Source organism: Bacillus sp. FSL R9-9834 (assembly GCF_038006905.1).
GTDB classification, from domain to species: domain Bacteria; phylum Bacillota; class Bacilli; order Bacillales; family Bacillaceae_G; genus Bacillus_A; species Bacillus_A pacificus.
This window is the reverse complement of the sequence record NZ_JBBOWD010000001.1, coordinates 2950414-2969544: the sequence shown is the minus strand read 5'-3', so window position 1 is coordinate 2969544 and position 19131 is coordinate 2950414. Positions and strand designations below refer to the sequence as shown.

Sequence of the window (19131 nt, the reverse complement as noted above, 5' to 3'; positions counted from 1 at the left end):
TTATATGTGCCCAACTATACCCTCACAAGTTTATTGGGGATTGGATAATCCGATAGGAAAAAGAGTAATCTGAGTTTCAGTGTATGAAACAATTTTTATAAATAAAGGAAAGAGTCAATCTTCTATTGCATAGGGATTGGCTCTTTTTTACTATACATAAGCAAGACTGCATTGATTTACAAAAACAACTTAAATGAATAGAGAATATTCCGATAAAATGATAAGGTTAGAATAGAGTGGTTTCAGAAAGGTGGTGTAACTTATGATTTCTGAATTAAGTAAGAATGATTTTTATAAATGTAGCGGTTTAATAAATGCGCACGGTCAATTAGAAGTCAAAGCTGTAATTACAGGGGTGAATCCTGGTCGTATATTTGTAGATAACGTGACTTCTCCTAATTCGGGGCTTATTTGGTTAGGTAATAATGATGGCTTCTTCTTTATTGGAGATGCTGAAAATGAAGAGTTTAATAAAGAAATGAATCGTTTTATTAATCATGTAATAGTACCTGAGGCGAGGAAAGTAGGACTAGATTGCTTTGAAGGAATTGGGAATCATTCGAAGTGGAATAAAACAATCGAAAGAATATTTCAGCACCGTAACTTAAAGAGTTGGAATCAAAGAGTGTATACGCTAAAGGAAGAAGATTATGTGGGGAATCATGAGCCTAAAATTGAACATGGGTATATAGTGTTGAAAATGAGTAAAACTCTTTATGAGAATCAAAGAGATTCATTGAAAAATATTGAGTTTTTACAATCGAAAATTTTAGAGTTTTGGTCTTCACCGGATTGTTTTTTCAATGAGGGGATCGGTTATTGCATTGTTTATGACGATTTAATTGTGAGTGTTTGTTTTTCAGGATTTATATTTGAAAATATACACTGCATAGATATTGAAACAATAGAGGGTTACCAAGGAAGAAAATTAGCTCAAAAGATAGCTCATAGTTTCGTAAAAGAGTGTTTGGAGAATGATATCATTCCATATTGGGACTGTATGGAATTAAATAAACCTTCTGTGGCCGTTGTAGAAAATGTAGGCTTTACAAATGTGTTTAATTACGTAGGATATTATTTTCCTTTTGAGTAAATGAAATGTATTTTACAAACCTATCATCGAGGATTTTTACATGTAAGGAGAATCGGATGAAACACATAATAAGAAATGTAGTAATGAATTATTTTAAAGAAATTCATACATTAGTAGTGGAAGAAGAATTACATAAGAATAGTTGGCATACTACAAATTGTATTGTTTGATGGATTTGGAGAGCTCGTCTCCTTTGCACCTTTTGAAGTACTGAAAAGAGCGATAGAAGAAGGGGCTCCGTTTACAGTTGAATTCGTTTCAAGTGAACCAAAACAAGAAGTTACTACTTCGTTTGGAGTGACGGTGAAACTACATGATTTTTTACGCATGGATAATCGTCCAGATTTGTTAATTGTACCTGGTGGTGGCTGGAATCATAAAGCTGAACATGGGGCACGAAAGCAAGCAGAGCTTGGTACTTTAACCAAAATGATTAGAGAGATGAACAATGAAGGAACGATTGTTGCTGGAGTTTGTACAGGAGGTATGCTACTAGCTGCATCCGGTATATTGAACGGTCAAAAGGCAACAATGCATCATTTGGCGCAGGGTGAAATGAGTGAATATGGAGCAGAACTTCTTCCTTATAGAATTGTAGATCAAGGGAATGTTATTACTGCAAGAGGAGTTACTTCAGGACTTGATTTAGCTCTTTGGATTACGGAAAAGTTCGCAAGTCCTAAAATTGCAGCTGCTGTTGAATATAGAATGGAATACGAGCGGCGAGGAGTTGTTTGGGGTAATTTTGACCTTAATCATATTTTTTACTGTAGAGCGTATTAGATATTTGAAAAGCGAAAGAGCCAACTCATACGAGTAGGTTCTTTTTTTGTATTTGTTTTCTATGTTTAATGATTGTGTTGAATATAACCTAATTTTACTCCCTTCGTGATAGCTTCCAAAATCCCATTAGCCTGCAAAATAAGGGAACTTCAACATAATGGACATAAGCCGTGCTTATACATGTAAAGTAAGAGGGCATGAAAATGAATAAAGACTGCTAATTTTCGTGTGCTTTGATTATGTAGAAATAGGGGGAAATGACATGAAAGACAATACGCCTAAGAAAATTTTATTTATTCAATCAGGCATTCCCTTTTATTACCCAATGATCGAAGAAGCAATTTTGAATAGTTTACAAAAAGTAAACAGTAATACAATTATGGTAAACCCAGAACGAGCGATAGAAACCGCATTAAAAATAAAACCGGATTTTATTTTGGTACTCGGTGGTTTAAACGAGGGAATTATTAGTATCATGCCAGTCCTAAAGAATGCGGGATTTACTACTGGACTTTGGCTGACAGATGATCCTTATTATACGGATGTAACACAACATCTTGTGCCGCATTATGATTACATATTTACGCAAGATTTAAATTGTATCAAATTTTATAGAGGGTTAGGATGTAAGAATGTGTTTCATCTTCCGTTAGCAGCAAATCAAGATGTGTTTAAACCTTCTCAGAAAGAAGATACATATAAGTATGATCTTAGTTTTATAGGTACAGCATTTGAAAATAGACTTACCTTTGTTGATTCTATTTCAGAGTATTTAGCAGAAAAAAACATAAAAATTGTAGGATTTGGTTGGGAGAATTTAAAGAATTATGGAAGGTTAAAGGATAAAATACAACTCCTGCCACTTGCGAAGTATGAGGATGCATTGCAATTTTACGTATCGACTAAAATTAATATAAATTTACATCGTTCACCAAATGATAAAGAATTGAATTGTAATGCTGCAAATATCCAAGCATATTCAGTAAATAATAGGACGTTTGAAATTAATGCTGTAGGTTCTTTTCAATTAACTGATATACGCCCAGATGTAGGAAAGCATTACATACCAGGTGTTGAAATAGAAACTTTTAATAGTGCATCGGAGTTTATAGAAAAAGCGGAGTATTATTTGGAACATGTACAAGAAAGAAAACAAATAGCAAAAAATGGACTGGATAGAACTTTGAAACATCACACATATGATAAACGTATAGTACAATTATTAAACTATATTCATTTCATAGGTGTGAAGATGTAGTCTAACCATTAACTGAAATGATAAGCGCTTAGTACTTTCTAACTTTCGTAGTTTATAAAGACCATTTATGAAAAAGGGATTTGGATAATTTTGTTGAATTTATTTATTTTGAAAAAACAATTTTGTATTCAAACTAATTTACATCTAATAATTAGAGGAGATTAAAAATGAATCACTTTTTTGTAGAATTTGGTGAATATGAAGCAAGTGTTTGTGAATGGGGAGATAAAAGTAATCCTCAAATCATTTGTTTTCATGGTTTAGGAAGTACAAAATTAAGTTTTATCGAAATCGCGGAACTTTTAAAGGATAACTATCATATTGTATCGTTTGATCTACCTGGACACGGGAAAACACCAAGTTTTGAGAAGGATGAAGATTACGGTGCATCTCATTTAACAAATTGGGTAGTAGCATTACTTAAGCACATAGGAAAAGAAACCTTTCATATAGTAGCACATTCATGGGGCGCAAGTGTTGCACTTCACTATGCAGCAGAATGTCCAGAAAAAGTGAATAAAATGGTATTGTTAGATGGTGGTTATCATCATGGCAAAATGAATGCGGATTATTTTGCGAATCTATATAAAGATGCGAAAGAAGGAGAGTGTCCACCGCGATCATTAGAAGAAGAAATTACCCATTACGAAAAAGATTTTGATGAATATATTTTTGATAGTAAAGAAGCATTCATCCAATCAGAAAAAATGGTTTACACTAGATGGTCGCCATTAATAGAACGTGCGGTTTATGATTTAATGAGGGAAGAAGATAATAAAGTGAAATGGCATGCTACTGGCGATACCGCTAGAGGTGTAATTAAGTTTCAATATACGGTGTATAAAACATTGAAACCGCATAAAATTAAAAGCGATATTTTATTGTTGTATTGCGATCTTCCCGATAATTATTTAGAAATAAGAGAATTGCAGATAGCAGAATTTAAGAAGCGTATTAATATTACGACTAAGCTTTACAAAGATACAGGGCATTTAATGCATTGGGATAGACCGGAAGAGATTGCCGAGGATGTTTTACATTGGTTCAAATAAAGAAGGTCCGTTGTTCGCATTTGAGCAACGGATTTTCTTTTGAAAAACTGAATTCAAGAGTGATAGAGGGATAAGCAAGAGCATTACAGTTCTATTACCAATTCATTTTTTGATATAATAGATGCGTGGCAGGACATAGATAGAAAGATACTGCTAGTAATTTATACTTAAAATGTTGGGAGATTGAACAAAGTTATGGGGACAGAAAAAGAAATTAGTTCCGCTAAATTAATATGGAAGATGACGCGCCCGCATACGTTAACGGCGACGTTTTCTCCTGTAATTTTAGGGACAGTGGCATCACTTTATGTTGCCAAAATTGATTGGCTTTTATTTATTGCGATGATGGCTGCATGTTTAGCATTGCAAATCGCAACGAATTTATTTAATGAGTACTATGATTTCAAACGTGGATTAGATACAGCTGATTCTGTTGGAATTGGTGGCGGAATTGTCCGTCACGGATTGAAACCAAAAAATGTTTTAACAGTCGCACTTTTATTGTACGTAGTAGCAGCGCTTATTGGCATTTATATTTGTATGAATAGTAGCTGGTGGTTAGTCGTCCTTGGTTTAATTGGGATGGCAGTTGGTTATTTATATACAGGTGGTCCATTACCAATTGCGTACACTCCGTTTGGAGAATTAGTTTCTGGATTGTTGATGGGGACATGCTTTGTACTCATCGCTTTCTTTATTCAAACGAATACGATAACGACTGAAAGTGTATTAATTTCCATGCCAATTGGAGTTTTAGTCGGTGCAATCAACATGTCGAATAACATCCGAGATATCGAAGAAGATATTAAAGGTGGAAGAAAGACATTAGTAATCCTCCTTGGGAGAGAAAAAGCAATAGTAACACTAGCAGTAGCCTTTTTCGTTGCTTATTTATGGATCGCGGTAATTGTATTGATGGGTTATATAAGCCCTTGGGCATTAGTGATGTTCCTAGGTTTGAGAAAGCCAATCTCCGCCATTCAAAGTTTCCAAAAAGGAGCAAAGGATCCAGGGTATATGCGCATCGCCATGAAATCAACAGCGATGACAAATACGATTTTTGGCTTTTTATTATCAGCAGGATTATTAATTAGTTACTTATTTTAAATAAAAACCCCCAATTTCTCAATTTTAATTTAGAGAGATTGGGGGTTTTATTTTGACTTTGCTTCATGTTAAAAACAGTTTCATTTGAAATGAAAATACCAATACATTGCAACTTCATCATTTGTCTTATCCAAACCTTTATAAACAAGAAAATCAAATCCACTAATTACAAATTTATATTTTACATAAATTAACAAAAAATATTTACAATATACAGAATATTTAGTATTTTTAAGAGGAGTACTTTAAAGCACATCTCTTTGTTTTTTACTTTTATATACTAATATCGCTATATCGACTGCACTAGTTTACAAAACTAATAAATTGGGAGAATAAAGGTTTTCTTGTTAGAATTTCTTGATTAAAGGAGAGGGTTATATGGATATATTGAAGGTGGTTAAAAGTAATATTGCTCAGATCATTGTTGGAAATGACGCTGCAATTGAACTTGTCATGATTGCTTTGGTAGCAAACGGGCATATCCTTTTAGAGGATGTTCCTGGAACAGGAAAAACATCATTGGCAAAAAGTTTAGCAAGAAGTATAGATGGTAAGTTCCAACGTTTACAATTTACATCTGATACATTACCAGGTGATGTCATTGGTCTCGAATACTTTGATATGAAAGAATCTGATTTTAAAACTCGAATGGGTCCCATTTTCGCAAATATCGCACTTGTAGATGAGATTAATCGTGCGGTACCTCGTACACAATCAGCCTTATTGGAAGTAATGGAGGAGCGTACTGTAACTATTTCTGGTCATACTTACAAATTGCCGAGCCCGTTTTTAGTATTAGCTACACAGAATCCTTTGGAATCATCTGGTACATTTCCACTCCCAGATGCACAATTGGATCGTTTTTTGTTAACTGTTCGACAAGGGTATCCAAATAGGGAAAATGAAAGAGAAATGCTACGTAGATTTCGTCTAGGGAATCCAATGGAGTCTTTACAAAGTGTTTTATCATGTGAAGAGATTCTAGATTTACAACAACAAGCTCAGAATATTTTAATCCATGAAGAAGTAGAAAACTATCTATTAGATATTGTTAAGGCTACCCGCGAACATAATTTGGTGGAAATTGGTGTTAGTCCACGAGGTTCTTTAGCTTTTATGCGTGCCGCTCAGTCACGAGCATTATTAAATGGACGTAGTTATTGTACACCAGAAGATTTTCGATTTCTTGCAAAACCAGTTTGCTCACATCGATTAACGTTAACGATTGAAGGAGAAATGAAAACAACTAAGACACAAGTTATACAAGAAATTTTAGAAACTGTATCAGCCCCAGTGGAGTCAGTATGATGGAGACTATCGTTATAAAACATCGTATAGCAGAGTTATCTAGTATTATAGTATTTATAATTATAACTGTTATTCTTTGGTTAATTTATCAAAATTTCGTTGTATTTCTTTTGTTGTTTTCTTATTTTTTATTAATTGGATTTGCCCATTGGTATGTTAGTAAAATCTCTAAAGTAAAATGGAGAATTGTACAGTATCATGAGCGGCTTTTTATTGATGAAAAGGGACATTGTAAAATATATATTCAAAATGATATGAAAATGCCTATTCCCTTTCTCAATTTCTGCTTTCGTTCACAAAGAGGGATAGAATGGCATATAAAAGAAAACTGGGTAAAGCATGGGAATTTTTATAGTATTCCATTATCTCTTTCGAAAAATGAGGAGATTGTCATTGATTTGTATGCGCAAGCTAGGCAACGTGGTAAATGGAAATGGGATCATATAGAAATTGTAATGAGTGATCCTTTTCGCCTCGTTACTTTACATTATACATACAAATATAAACAAGTGCCTTTATTTCATGTTTATCCAAGAATCGCGAAGGTAACTATCCCAGAAACAAAGCGATGGCAACAAGGGTACCGTACAGCAACGGTTTCGCCTTTATATAACGAAACAAAAATTATAGGTGTAAAACCATATGAAGGAGAAGTGTTTCGGGCTATTCATTGGGGAGCAACTGCAAGGACAGGCGTATTAAGTGCTAAAAAATACGAACCTTCGCAAGGGGACCGTTATGCGGTTTATCTCAATCTTGTTGGTAAGAATTCTTATACATGGCGTACAGATATAGAATGGTTAATTGAGGTAACGACAGGGGTGTGTAAGCAGTTACTTGTACAAGATTGCTCTTTTGAACTATGGGTAAATAGTGTACATAATAACGGTATTTTACAAATCCGTTCGGGGGGAAATCGCTCACAGTTATATAAGGCTTTACAATTGTTGTCTACAATTACGGAAAACGACCAGCCTGTGTCCTCAGAGGTATTTTATAAAACGGGTTTCCGAAAGCAAGAACCGGGTGCTATCCCACTTATAATTGGATATCCACCACAGCAGCAAACAAACTGGTTGCAGGTTGTAAAATAGAAAGGAGATAGTATGGACAAGTGGATGGTTGCTAGGTTTCGCTTAATTGTATTTTGTATTGCTATAATTCTTGCCTTTTTTCTAACACAAGGAGCCCTATATTCACGTGAAATATTTCAGGAATGGATGATTAATAACACAAAATTTTATCTTATAGATGGTTTTGCAGAAACGTTGACCAGTGGAAAGAGTAAGGAAGACTTTTATGGTGAAGCGAGTAATAAATCAGATGACGAAAAGGGCGGGAAATTATGGATTGATGAACCTAGAGAAACAGGGGATGAAAGTTCACACATTCCGCTTGTAAAAGGAGAAATCACATCTAAGAATAATATAATAATTTACTTTTGTATTATAATATTATGTATTGTTGGGCTCATTTATAAGTCCAGAAGAAATAAAGAACAATTACTACAAGATAAGATAGATGAAAAAAAACTTCCGTTCCAAATAGATCAATCTCCCATCGGAACGAAAAAAATAAATGCATTGCCTCATAATCCTATACGTGCTGAATTAGTGAAATGGGAACGGAATTTACCAGTATCTAAACAAAGACGTTCCTATGAAACGATTCAACAATGGTTAACACGTATCGGTTGTTCACATGAAATAGTAGAAGTGTACGAGAAAATTCGTTATGGGGATCTAGCCTTTACTCCAGATGAAAAACAATTTATACATGAATGGATACAAAAACATATATAAGCTGTAGAATGATATAATCGCATCAACTTAAGTCAGAAAAAAAGATGGGAACAGATCGTATGCCATCGTTTTGGGAGTACAACCTTTAGTGATACAGTTGATTCAACAGTAGCAGAGCTATTAAAAACAGAAAGAGTCTACTCATCAGAGTAGGCTCTTTCGTTTATGTATTATGTCACAAGAAATCCCTTATTTTCTCTGGAATGTCCTTTTCAGAAATCTATGCAACAGAGTCTTTATAGTAAGAGTATCTTGTTAGGAATAACCCCAAAAACGTATATCGCCATATAAAAATTTATTTTAATCCTAAAGGATTCCTTACAACGATTTCTATAAATTCTTCTCAATAATTGAAAATAAAATCAATCCAGATTATTATATTGTTATTGTAAATTTATTTTATTTAAGGAGGATACATAAATGAAAAGCTCAAAAGGCTCTATTGAATCAGAGATAAGCAAAGCAATTACTCATTGGGAAAAGGACTACTTAGGACGCGGGTCTATATCTGTTAAGACAGACATATTACGAGATATGATTATCGTAAATTTACAAGGTATTTTAACACCGGCTGAATATACTGTTTGCGAAACGAAAGATGGTATGCTAACGATAAAGAAAAATCGTTCGGAGCTAGTTGAATCTGGAATTGACGATTTGAAAGAGATCATACTAGAATTAACTGGAGAGAAAGTGAAAAGTTTTCATACGGATATAAGCTCTCGTACAGGTGAACGAGTAATGATTTTTAAATTGTTTCATAATCTTGAGGAAAAGTTTTAAAAATTAAAACCACCGTAGGGCTAGTGGGAGATAATTAAGAAACCTAAAAGTTTTGCACTTTATTTACATTTATTAACATGATAATAATTAAAAATTTGAAGTTATTTACGTATAATAAATCTTAAAAACTGATAAAAAAATTGACAAACTGCTTAATATGGTTTATCTTATAATTGTTTTAGAAATTAATAGATGCTTATTTTAACTGTTTGCTATAATTAAGGCTTTAGCATTTTTTTAATATGTAATATTGACTAAATGAAAAAGTTTCTTAATGAAAAGATGGCGCATAACATAAATTGATATATTGATTGTATAATCTAGGAGATCAGAAATATACTTTTCTTTTTAATAGGAGTAATACATACATTCTTTTATAAAATGGGAGCTCTTCAAAAAACTTTATTGAAGTTAGTTGAAGGGAAACCGACAATCTCCATAATTTAATGATGATATAAAATCATTGAATTATGGAAGTTGTCGGTTTTTTTTATGGGAAAAAACGATGTACTAAAAATAGTGAATGAAAATTTAAAAAATTATCGTAATGAAAAGGAATTCTTACAGTTTATTTTCGTTTAGAAGGGAGTATTTACATGTTAATTTCGCTAAGTTCATCAACATTGTTAACATTATTTTTTATGGCGCTTAGTGCTTCTTGGCTAAGTGGATTATTGTTTTTACATGCAAGGATACCTTTACGTTTTGTTCATATCCATATCGGTATCGCTGCTTTGCCTTCATTGGTTTCTTTACTTGCACTTGTTAATCACAATGGAGATAGCGTTGTAGGGCCTTGGCATCTAGATACTTTAGCTTGGTTCATGGCTTTCTTTGTTCTTACAATCGGTTTAATTATTCAGCGCTTTTCTGTACGTTACTTACTGGGAGATCGCTCATATCGAAAATACTTTGCACTTTTTACATTTACTACAGGTGTATCTTCGGTTGCATGGTTAAGTAATGATCTTCGTTTCATGATTATTTGTTGGGGAGCAACTCTTATAGGATTGGTTTTACTCATAGGTCTAAATAAAGGATGGAAAGTAGTTAGTGAAGCAACAAAAATCTCTGGCTATTTATTTACAATAAGCTGGATCGCCTTGCTAGCAGCTATCATTTGGCTTTTTCAAATCACTGGACAGTGGCAGTTAACATCAGTTGTAACGAATGAAAATGTAGCTCAATTTGGAAAATTGGAGAAAACAGGAATTAACTTATTCATTATAGTAGCTGTGATGATTCCAGCAGCACAATGGCCTTTCCAAAGATGGTTAATTGAGTCGGCTGTTGCTCCAACTCCTGTTTCTGCTATTATGCATGCGGGGTTAGTAAATGCTGGCGGTATCATGTTAACTAGATTTTCGCCACTGTTTCATGATGATATTGCACAAATCATTTTACTAATTTTCTCTAGTATTTCTGTCTTAATCGGAACAGGAATTAGCCTAGTTCAGGTTGATTATAAACGTCAGCTAGTGGGATCAACTATTGCACAAATGGGGTTTATGCTGATTCAATGCGCATTAGGAGCTTATTTAGCGGCTGTTATTCATTTAATTTTACATGGTTTGTTTAAAGCTACACTGTTTTTACAAGCTGGTTCTTCCGTACAACGTTTTGGGGAAGTGAAGCAGTCTAATGAAAAGATGTCCAATTTATGGATGATAGTCGGGCGTGTTTTCGGATTATTTATAGTGATTGCATTTTGGTTTACGACTTCTGGAGAAGGGTATCAATTCGTTAGTGCGTTCGTCTTAGGGTGGTCATTATACTTTTCATGGAAACAGCTTGTTGTTTTTGGAGAGGGAAGAATGGGAAGAATTGTTGGTCTATTTATTTTAGCTGGATTTTCTCTCATTTACTTTACAGTTCATAATTCTCTTTATAAATGGTTGCATACTGACATGTATCAAAGCGTTCAACCTTCAGCTCCAGCCGTTATTTTTGTTATATGTCTCTTATTATTTGGTAGTGCTATTAGTACTCTCGTTACTCGTAACCAATCCTCTACTATATTTGCTGTAATGTACCTTTGGTTCGTTCGAGTAGGTGAGGCGAGACGAAAGTCAGTAGAAAGTCATCCGAGCTATCTGAAACATTATGTATCAAAAGGGGGTAATCAGTGATGAGCGTATCGTCAATCGTAACGAAAGAAACTTTAAAAAAGAAAGAGACAAACATTGAAGTACAAGAAAATAATATGAATGATTTAGTTAAATCTGCTAGCCGAGCGATTGCACCACTTTGGCCGATTGCTACATTTGCAGCTCATCACCCTTGGATGGGGCTTGAAAAACAATCATTTGAACAAGTTGCAGATTGGTTAAAAGAAATTCGTAATGTGGATATATATCCGAGTGCTTCTATGATTCATTCGGCAAAGGCAAAAGGGGAGATTGAGGAATCATTTTTACAAAGTGGCTTGTCTCGTTGGCTTGATTCACAATCTTTTCATATTCCGCGAGAGAAAGCGGAGCGTTTTTGCCAAGAAGCTTTAAAGTTAGAAAGATTACCTTCTAGTTTGTTATCATCGCCAGAAGTAAATAAACTGGCAGAAGAAATGAGCTATATAAATACAAGAAGTATGAAAGACTCTTCTATGCAACCTGTAAGTACACTTATAGAGAATCAAAAGGGTGAAAATCTATCTGATATTCTTAATTATCACATCATTAAATGGTGTAAATTATATTTGGATGACTCCGGGGCAAGCTGGACGATGCCAAACCGAGAGAAAGGCTTGTATCGTGCATGGCACCACCTTATTACATTTGATCCAGCGCTCAGTAAAAATGAGCGTAAAGTTTTAAAAGATTGGCCACAAGATGCCCAGGGAGCTTTAACAAAAGCATTATCTGAACTAGGAATTTCTGAATCTAACAAGCAAGCTTACCTTGAAGGTCACTTGCTTGCTTTGCCTGGATGGGCAGGAATGATACGATGGCGTTCCCAACAATCAATTCAGGAACAGGAACTCGTTATAGAATATTTAGCAGTTCGAATTTCTATGGAGCTAGCCATTGTAAAACCTTATTTACCTATAAAAAATCAAAAGATTGAGAAAAAAGTTGAGGTTGTCCCACTTATAGCTTCTTGGATCTATTGGGGGGATATTTCAATAGAGGAATGGTTACAAATGTCTGCCACTGAACAAAGTGAATTATTAGCATTTTCCTATCGTTTTGATGAAAATATTCGCAGGAAACTTTGGCTGGAAGCTTGGGAACAGACGCATGCTGAGCAATTAAGGGAGAAGATCGCTTCTAAACAACGTGCAACGAATGATAAAAAACATGTATTAGCTCAATTAGCGTTCTGTATTGATGTACGTTCAGAACCTTTTCGTCGCCACCTAGAAAAATTAGGTCCGTTCGAAACGTTTGGAATAGCCGGTTTCTTCGGGTTACCAATTGCGACTAGTGAATTAGGTAGTAATGACAGTCATCCTTCTTTGCCAGTTATATTAAAACCGAAACATCAAATAAAAGAACTCACGGATGAAAAGGAATTTAAAAATTATAAACAACGCAAGAAGATAGACAGCTCAGTAAGTTATACGTTTAAGACGATGAAACAAAATGTATTGACAAGTATGTTACTACCTGAGGTAAGTGGCCCTTTACTTGGTTTACAAATGGTGACAAGAAGTTTTGTGCCAAGAAGAGTAGGCAGTTTCATTCGTAACCTTCGTAAAACGATGTTACAAAAGCCGGATACAACATTCTCACTTAATCATGTTCATGATACAAAATGTGAGATACCGATCGGTTTTACGAAGGAAGAAAAAGTGAACTATGTGCGTCAAGCTTTAAAAATGGTGGGATTGACAGAAAAATTCGCGCCTTTAGTTGTAATGTGCGGACATAGTAGTCAAAGTACGAACAACCCTTATGCTGCAGCGCTTGAGTGTGGTGCTTGTGGCGGAGCAGCAGGAGGATTCAATGCAAGAGTTTTTGCTACTTTATGTAATCTTCCAGAAGTAAGAGAGGCGTTGTCTGCTGAAGGTATTAAAATTCCTGAGGACACCATTTTTGTAGCAGCTGAACATAAAACAACAGTGGATGAATTGGAATGGATTTACGTCCCAAAACTTTCGGAAGCTGCGCAAGAAGCATTTGATCGTATTGAGTCGGTTATGCCAAATGTGAGCCAACATGCAAACAGAGAGCGTTTAACACAATTACCTAATTTTAAAATGAAAATAAAAAATCCGAGTAAAGAGGCACATCGATTTGCAGAAGATTGGAGTGAAATACGTCCAGAATGGGGATTAGCCCGTAATGCATCTTTTATCATCGGACAGCGTGAATTAACGCAGGATTGTGACTTAGAAGGAAGGGCCTTCCTTCATAATTATGATTGGAAACAGGATGAAAGTGGCGATATATTAGCTAGTATCATAGCGGGACCAGGAACAGTAGCGCAGTGGATCAATCTACAATATTACGCTTCAACTGTAGCCCCTCATTATTATGGTAGTGGGAATAAAACAACACAAACTGTAACGTCAGGTCTCGGTGTTATGCAGGGAAATGCAAGTGATTTGTTATCAGGCTTACCTTGGCAATCCGTTATGCAGTCAGATAATGAGACGTATCACTCACCACTTCGTTTACTCATTGTAATTCAAGCGCCTACTAAATATATAGAACGTTTGCTAAAGAATGATTTCACATTTCGAGAAAAAGTTAAAAATGGGTGGGTTAGACTGGCGAGTGTTGATCCAGAAGGACAATGGAAAAATTGGTAACAATCATGTCATGAACAATCAACTATCGTTACTAGTTTAAAAGTTTCATAAATACAATCATGAAGAAGGAGTGCTATATATGAATGCAAAGAATAAAAAGGTTTTATTGTTAACAGACATTGAACACGGGATAGAGCCTATTATCCAACAAGTAACTAACGTTCAACGAGAAAACATGTTGACTATACACAGCTACGATTCTGTAATTGTACATCCTTATGGAGATATAATGAGATCTATTATTATTGCTATTTATGAAGAAAATGTGGAAGAAATTTTTGTTGTCGGAATAGAGGATAAAGAAACTAATGTAGTTAATCTACAAATTCAACGTGATTCCATAAAAAATAACAAGGAACTAGACTATCTCTTTAAAAATTGCATGCCTGAATTTTCAAGTGGTAGTCTTGAGGAATGGCTAAGTGGAAAAGAAAATGTTAGTGAAAATATTGAGAAGAGTATAGATATGATTCGTCATCATCCGTTAGTGCCTTCTAATGTTAAAGTTCATGGTTTCAAGATTGATAGAACAGGTGGAAAAGAAACAGTTGTTGAAGTTTCTGCTAATCAAGTAGTAAAACAAATGCATTCTTATGTGTAAATTATCGATAGATAAGCAACTTTTATTTGGACTTATGTCTTTTACAAAGAGCAAAAGAAATCTTCTATAAATGGGGATCTTTTGCTCTTTTTGTTTGAATTTTTAATGTGTTTTATAGGAGATATCTAATATGTACATAATAAAAATATATAACCTTTTGGATGAAATTTTAAGGACGGATTAGCAGGTGGGAAATAAAAGTTTATGTTGTGATTTATCCCGCTTTAATGGGCAGTAAGACCCCCACCTCAAAATTCAGCGAAAGCAAAGAAGTTAGGCGGGGGATCAACTGCCCATAAAAGTCCGATTGGTTCAACTAATAATCAGTGGGGGATGAAGAAAACCCCCACTGATTAAAGTTTCACTTTATTTTAAGATTATTATTAAAAATAATGGAGATTCTTTAATTATGACAATAAAACAGTTAAAACCTAAAATAATATGGAAAAAAAGAATGTTGCTAACTATTTGTATTGTTTTCGGATTGATTATTGCGGGAGTTGTTTTTTGGAATGTTTCACCTATTCCAAAAGCGTTTCTCATAAAAAAAGCATTTGAAGGTGGAATGTTTGTTCAATCTAACAATTATAAAAATGCTCTAAAAGAGACACGAATTGTTAAAGATATCAATTATAATTCTAAATTTCCTGATGGTACATTAGATATTATTTATCCCAAAAACCTTACGGGAAAAAAATCTGTTATTTTTTGGGTGCACGGGGGTGGGTTTGTAGGTGGAGATAAATCAGACATTACTGGTTATGCAGTAGAATTAGCTGCTCGTGGTTATACAGTAATAAATATAAATTATGCTCTTGCTCCTAAAAGAAAGTATCCTACACCAGTACTACAACTTGGTGAGGCTTACGAATATATAAAAGAAAATGCAAAGAAATATAATGTGAAACTAGATGACCTGTATTTTGCCGGAGATTCTGCTGGAGCGCAAATATCTGGACAATTCGTTACTATTCAAACATCTCCAGATTATGCGAAATTAACTGGAATCGACGCTATTGTTGGTCCTTCTACAATTAAAGGTATACTGCTATTTTGCGGTCCGTATAATATGCCTGCATTAGCTAAAATGGAAACATCCAAAGAAGTACAAGACTTTATGCGTACTACTGGCTGGGCTTACTTTGGGAAAAAGAAGTTTGAAACATTACCTGAAATGGAAATCGCCTCTATTTATCAACACGTTACAAAAGATTATCCACCAACGTTCATTACAGATGGAAATACTGCATCATTTGAAGAGCAAGCTAAAGCATTAGCTTCTACTTTACAAAATAAAGGAGTACCTGTAGATACACTTTTCTTCGATAAAAATATCTCTGGGAAGTTAGCGCATGAATTTCAATTTAAAATGAACACTCCAGCAGGTCAAGAAGCTTTTAACCAAGTTCTTAAATTTCTAAATGAAAATAAATAATATATATACTATTAACTTTTTATAAGCTTAGTTTAATACCAAATATGAGTGGACAAACATATTGTACTAATAATTTAATGATAGCAAGAATAATTTTGATAAGAAGTATATAGTAAGAATGATTTGGAGATACAGATGGGGATATAACTATTTTATTTAGGACGGTGCACTTTAAATGGATTTACAGACAGGGAAATTATATTGGAACACAACTTTTTCTAATACACCTTCTTATCCTCAATTGGAAGAAGATATAAAATGTGACGTACTAATAATAGGAGCAGGGAGTTCCGGTGCTCAATCCGCATACTATTTAAGTGAATCAGATTTAAAGATTGTTGTCGTTGATAAAAGAAAGGTAGGACACGGAAGTAACCTTACAAATACAGCACTTATTCAATATTTAGGTGACAAGATGTTTTTTGAACTTGTAAATACATTTGGAGAAGAGTATGCAGTTAAGCATATGAAATTATGTGAACAAGCTATTAATGATATTGAATATGCTGATCAAAATTCACCTTATTGCTCTGACTTTAAACGACGTGACAGTTTATATTATGCAAGTTATGAAGAGGATATAAAGAAATTAGAGAAAGAACTGTATTATTTACATAAGCATGATTTTAAAGCGACTTGGCTATCAGAGGAACAAATTGGACAGAGATATCCATTTAAAAAACGTGCAGCTATTTATACGTATAACGATGGTGAAATAAATCCGTATAAATTTACACATAGTTTATTAAAACAAGCTTCTAATAAAGGAGTCCACATTTATGAAGATACAGAGATTGTTGGCAAAAAGTTAGAGAAAGAACGTGCTGTTTTTTATACAAAAGGGGGCAATTCTATTACTGCCGATAAAGTAATTGTGGCTGCAGGATATGAAGGTTTGGAATTTAAAAAGGAAAAGAACGCTACACTAATTAGCTCGTATGCAATTGTTACTAATCCTGTAGAAGATTTATCTTCTTGGTATAAACGTACTCTCATTTGGGAAACTGCGAGACCATATATTTATATGAGAACTACTGCAGATAACAGGATTATTATAGGTGGGTTAGATGAAGATACAAACATTGCTCAAGAAAGAGATTCAAAATTAATCCATAAAAAAGAGAAATTAGTGAATGAATTTAATAAGCTCTTTCCAAATATTACGGTTGAACCTGAATTTTATTTAAGCGCTTTTTATGGTGGTACTCATGATGGTTTACCTATAATTGGAATGTATGAAGAGTTTCCAAATTGTCACTTTATCTATGCGTATGGAGATAATGGATTAGTATATAGTATGGCACTTTCTAAAATGGTTCGAGATGTAATTATTAGCGGTTCAAGTCCAGATTTGAATTTATATTTACAAACTAGACCAAAACTAAATGAATAAGCTATATGTACGCAAAATCACAGTAGTATAAAGAAGTGATCGTTTTAACGGTTTTAATTATTTTATATAAGAAGCAATTCTACATTTGTAATCTCTCCAATATATTTTGGGGGGATTTATTTTTTTATTGAAAAATAGTCTAATTAAACTATAATGAGTATATAGTTTAATTAGACTATTTATTCTGTTGGGTGTGAAAAAAGGAGGAAAGAGGTATGGTTGCAAAAGAGACCAACTTACGCTTAGTAATAGCTGGTTTAATGCTAGGCATTTTAATGGCTGCAATGGATAATACAATTGTTGCTACTTCAATTGGTACAATTGTCTCAGATTTGGGTGGATTGGATAAATTCGTCTGGGTTACTTCTGCTTATATGGTTGCAGTTATGGCTGGTATGCCTATTTTTGGGAAATTATCTGATATGTATGGTAGAAAGAGGTTCTATATTTTTGGTTTATTAATCTTCTTAATTGGTTCTGCATTATGTGGTACTGCGCAAAGCATTGTTCAGCTAAGTATTTATCGTGCAATTCAAGGTATAGGTGGGGGTGCACTTATGCCAATCGCCTTTACCATTGTATTTGATATTTTTCCTATTGAAAAAAGAGGAAAAATGACTGGATTATTAGGGGCCGTATTTGGTTCTTCAAGTGTATTAGGACCTTTATTAGGCGCGTATATAACAGAAAATATTAGTTGGCATTGGATTTTTTACGTCAATATTCCAATTGGTTTAATGTCATTAATTTTTATTTTAAAAGCTTATAAAGAAAATAATCCACCTACTAAGCAAAATATTGATTGGTGGGGGGCGATAACGCTCGTAATAGCAGTAATTAGCTTAATGTTCGCTTTAGAATTAGGAGGAAAAAAGTTTAAGTGGGATTCGATACAAATCATTGGGTTATTTACATCGTTTATTGTATTTTTTATTGGCTTCCTATTGGTAGAAAGAAAAGTGAAAGATCCGATCATATCATTTTGGATGTTTAAGCGTAAGGAGTTTGCAATATCTCAAATTATTACATTTTTCTATGGAGCAACATTTGTTATTTTAACAGTATTCATTCCTATTTTTGTTCAGGCTGTATATGGTGGAACAGCAACTAATGCTGGATTAATTTTAACACCAATGATGTTAGGTTCTGTCGTAGGTAGTGCCATTGGCGGAATATTTCAAACGAAAATTAGTTACCGCAACTTAATGTTATTATCTGTAATATCCTTTGGGATAGGTATGTATTTATTAGGAACGATGGATCCGCAAACAAGCCGTGCACTTTTAACGATATACATGATTATAACGGGATTTGGGGTTGGATTTTCGTTTTCTTTACTTCCTACAGTTTCTATTCATAATATGGAACCGAGATTCCGTGGCTCAGCTACTTCAACAAATTCATTCTTTCGTTCACTAGGTATGACAATTGGGGTAACGATTTTTGGCTCCATTCAAAATAGTACCTTTACAGCTAATTTAAAGGATGCTTTTAAGGGAATAGAACACGGTTCCAACATGTTAAATAATTTAGGTGATCCAAGTGCAATATTTCGCTCAGATATAAGGGCCAGTATCCCTACTTTTATTCTTGAAAAAATTATAGCCGCTATGTCATCTTCAATTACTACTGTATTTCTATTAGCTTTAATTCCAATTATCGTTTCATTTATGGCAATATTATTTATGGGGAATGTCAAAGCTGGTACAAAGGATAATAAAGTGAATTCGAATTCATAAATTTTATAAAACAAAAAGATTCTT

At 34.0% G+C, this 19131-nt stretch carries 15 protein-coding genes and 2 pseudogenes; 16 read left to right on the top strand and 1 reads right to left on the bottom strand.

Translation table 11 applies throughout. From position 1 onward, the window contains the following. Positions 1–262: 262 nt before the first annotated feature. From MKY00_RS15405 to menA, 6 genes and pseudogenes are all read left to right on the top strand, one after another. On the top strand, positions 263–1093 hold the full coding sequence (locus tag MKY00_RS15405) for a GNAT family N-acetyltransferase (protein ID WP_016717929.1): 831 nt from the start codon (positions 263–265) through the stop codon (positions 1091–1093). Positions 1094–1098: 5 nt separating this feature from the next. Then, positions 1099–1245: pseudogene (locus MKY00_RS15400) on the top strand (aminoglycoside phosphotransferase family protein); the annotation flags it as partial. After that, positions 1241–1876, top strand: coding sequence for a DJ-1/PfpI family protein (locus MKY00_RS15395; protein WP_141114914.1), 636 nt, complete (start codon positions 1241–1243; stop codon positions 1874–1876). The pseudogene MKY00_RS15400 and the gene MKY00_RS15395, both read left to right, overlap by 5 nt. Before the next feature lie 262 nt (positions 1877–2138). Continuing rightward, positions 2139–3134 carry a CgeB family protein gene (locus MKY00_RS15390; protein ID WP_016717926.1) on the top strand — a complete coding sequence of 332 codons (996 nt, stop codon included), beginning with the start codon at positions 2139–2141 and terminating at the stop codon, positions 3132–3134. Positions 3135–3301: 167 nt separating this feature from the next. After that, positions 3302–4186 carry an alpha/beta fold hydrolase gene (locus MKY00_RS15385; protein WP_016717925.1) on the top strand — a complete coding sequence of 295 codons (885 nt, stop codon included), beginning with the start codon at positions 3302–3304 and terminating at the stop codon, positions 4184–4186. 195 nt (positions 4187–4381) lie between these two features. Continuing rightward, complete coding sequence (gene menA, locus MKY00_RS15380; protein WP_016717924.1) at positions 4382–5293, top strand: 1,4-dihydroxy-2-naphthoate polyprenyltransferase; 912 nt, start codon at positions 4382–4384, stop codon at positions 5291–5293. An 80-nt stretch (positions 5294–5373) separates the two neighbouring features. On the opposite strand, the pseudogene MKY00_RS15375 reads toward menA, so the two are convergent. Beyond that, positions 5374–5475 (bottom strand): annotated as a pseudogene (locus MKY00_RS15375) (GNAT family N-acetyltransferase); the annotation flags it as partial. Between the two features lie 196 nt (positions 5476–5671). Between MKY00_RS15375 and MKY00_RS15370 the strand changes: the two are divergent. The 10 genes from MKY00_RS15370 (at position 5672) to MKY00_RS15325 (ending at position 19107) form a co-directional block, all read left to right on the top strand. Further along, a complete protein-coding gene (locus MKY00_RS15370; RefSeq protein WP_016717923.1) occupies positions 5672–6601 on the top strand; it encodes an AAA family ATPase in 930 nt (309 codons plus the stop codon). Then, complete coding sequence (locus MKY00_RS15365) at positions 6598–7695, top strand: DUF58 domain-containing protein (protein WP_029141143.1); 1098 nt, start codon at positions 6598–6600, stop codon at positions 7693–7695. Before MKY00_RS15370 ends, MKY00_RS15365 begins: the two co-directional genes overlap by 4 nt. Positions 7696–7707: 12 nt before the next feature. Continuing rightward, the gene (locus tag MKY00_RS15360) at positions 7708–8403 is read left to right on the top strand and encodes a hypothetical protein (RefSeq protein WP_016717921.1); all 696 of its coding nucleotides are present in this window, start codon (positions 7708–7710) and stop codon (positions 8401–8403) included. A gap of 420 nt (positions 8404–8823) precedes the next feature. Further along, entirely contained in the window at positions 8824–9186 is a 363-nt protein-coding gene (locus tag MKY00_RS15355) for a DUF2294 domain-containing protein (RefSeq protein ID WP_016717920.1), read from the top strand. A gap of 596 nt (positions 9187–9782) precedes the next feature. After that, the gene (locus MKY00_RS15350) at positions 9783–11315 is read left to right on the top strand and encodes an NADH dehydrogenase subunit 5 (RefSeq protein WP_016717919.1); all 1533 of its coding nucleotides are present in this window, start codon (positions 9783–9785) and stop codon (positions 11313–11315) included. Continuing rightward, complete coding sequence (locus tag MKY00_RS15345) at positions 11315–13939, top strand: DUF2309 domain-containing protein (protein WP_016717918.1); 2625 nt, start codon at positions 11315–11317, stop codon at positions 13937–13939. The genes MKY00_RS15350 and MKY00_RS15345 overlap by 1 nt, the downstream gene beginning before the upstream one ends. Positions 13940–14018: 79 nt before the next feature. Then, positions 14019–14540 carry a hypothetical protein gene (locus MKY00_RS15340; protein WP_000992255.1) on the top strand — a complete coding sequence of 174 codons (522 nt, stop codon included), beginning with the start codon at positions 14019–14021 and terminating at the stop codon, positions 14538–14540. Between the two features lie 409 nt (positions 14541–14949). After that, positions 14950–15975: an alpha/beta hydrolase gene (locus MKY00_RS15335; protein WP_016717917.1), complete on the top strand. Its 1026-nt coding sequence runs from the start codon at positions 14950–14952 to the stop codon at positions 15973–15975. A gap of 175 nt (positions 15976–16150) precedes the next feature. Continuing rightward, the gene (locus MKY00_RS15330; protein WP_000365728.1) at positions 16151–17368 is read left to right on the top strand and encodes an NAD(P)/FAD-dependent oxidoreductase; all 1218 of its coding nucleotides are present in this window, start codon (positions 16151–16153) and stop codon (positions 17366–17368) included. Between the two features lie 215 nt (positions 17369–17583). Further along, positions 17584–19107, top strand: coding sequence for an MDR family MFS transporter (locus MKY00_RS15325; protein ID WP_016717916.1), 1524 nt, complete (start codon positions 17584–17586; stop codon positions 19105–19107). The last annotated feature ends 24 nt before the right edge of the window (positions 19108–19131 follow it).